Origin of the sequence: Rhodococcus sp. 06-418-5 (assembly GCF_002258285.1) — a bacterium.
Taxonomy (GTDB): Bacteria; Actinomycetota; Actinomycetes; order Mycobacteriales; family Mycobacteriaceae; genus Rhodococcoides.
Genome location: NZ_NOYE01000030.1, coordinates 2000 through 3741 on the forward strand (window position 1 = coordinate 2000; position 1742 = coordinate 3741).

Here is a 1742-nt window from a genome sequence, read left to right on the forward strand (position 1 = left end):
GAGATCGCGGTGCGGGTGATCCGGGCGGCCGCCGATGCCGGGTTGGCCAGTGTCGCTGTGTACGCCGAGCCCGATGCCGATGCCCCGTTCGTTCGGTTGGCCGACGAGGCGTTCGCGCTGGGGGGTCAGACCTCGGCGGAGTCGTATCTGGTGATCGACAAGATCCTCGACGCCGCCGCCAAGTCCGGTGCCGACGCCATCCACCCCGGCTACGGGTTCCTCTCCGAGAACGCCGACTTCGCCCAGGCCGTGATCGATGCCGGGCTGATCTGGATCGGGCCGTCTCCGCAGTCGATCCGCGACCTCGGTGACAAGGTCACCGCCCGCCACATCGCCGCCCGCGCCAAAGCCCCGTCCGTGCCGGGTACCTCCGAACCGGTGAAGAACGCCGACGAGATCCTCGCCTTCGCCGACGAGCACGGTCTGCCGATCGCGATCAAAGCCGCATTCGGTGGCGGCGGACGCGGCATGAAGGTCGCCCGCACCCGCGAGGAAATCCCCGAGTTGTTCGACTCGGCCACCCGCGAAGCGGTCGCGGCGTTCGGTCGGGGCGAATGCTTCGTCGAGCGGTACCTCGACAAGCCCCGCCACGTCGAAGCGCAGGTCATCGCCGACCAACACGGCAACGTCGTCGTTGCCGGCACCCGCGACTGCTCGCTGCAACGCCGCTTCCAGAAACTCGTCGAAGAAGCCCCCGCCCCGTTCCTCACCGACGCCCAACGCAAGGAAATCCACTCGTCGGCGAAAGCGATCTGCCTCGAAGCCGGCTACTACGGTGCCGGGACGGTGGAATACCTCGTCGGCCAGGACGGACTGGTCTCGTTCTTGGAGGTCAACACCCGCCTGCAGGTCGAACACCCCGTCACCGAGGAAACCTCGGGCATCGATCTGGTGCTGCAGCAGTTCCGGATCGCCAACGGTGAGGAACTGTCGATCACCGAAGATCCCGAACCGCGGGGGCATTCGTTCGAGTTCCGGATCAACGGCGAAGACGCCGGCCGTGGGTTCCTGCCCGCACCGGGCCCGGTCACCACGTTCATCGCCCCGTCGGGGCCGGGTGTGCGCGTCGATTCCGGTGTCGAATCCGGCAGTGTGATCGGCGGCCAGTTCGATTCGATGCTCGCCAAACTCATCGTCACCGGAGCCACCCGCGAGGAAGCCCTCGCGCGGTCGCGTCGGGCGTTGGCCGAGTTCACCGTCGAAGGCCTGGCGACGGTGATCCCGTTCCATGCTGCGGTGGTCTCCGATCCGGCGTTCATCGGCGACGGGGAGTCGTTCTCGGTGCACACCCGGTGGATCGAAACCGAATGGGACAACCAGGTTCCCCCGTTCACCGCCGGAGCGCCGATCGACGACGAGGAGGTGCTGCCGCGGCAGTCCGTCGTCGTCGAGGTCGGTGGCCGACGTGTCGAGGTCTCCCTGCCCGGGGAACTGTCCCTCGGCGGCGGCAACGGCGGCGGTGCCAACGCGGGTGCAGTGCGGCGTAAGCCGAAACCGCGTACCCGTGGTGGTGCCGGAGCCGGCGCGGCATCCGGTGACGCGGTGACCGCACCGATGCAGGGCACCGTGGTCAAAGTCGCTGTCGACGAAGGCCACACCGTCGAGGCCGGTGACCTCATCGCCGTCCTGGAAGCGATGAAAATGGAAAACCCCGTCAACGCCCACAAAGCAGGCACCATCACCGGCCTGACCGTCACCGCAGGCGACGCCATCACCCAAGGCACCGTCCTCGCAGAGATCAA

1 protein-coding gene is annotated in these 1742 nt (G+C 67.6%); it reads left to right on the forward strand.

What is annotated here, in order from left to right; translation table 11 throughout:
- A partial coding sequence (locus CH274_RS21280) for an acetyl/propionyl/methylcrotonyl-CoA carboxylase subunit alpha (protein WP_094658861.1) occupies positions 1–1742 on the forward strand: 1742 nt, incomplete at both ends.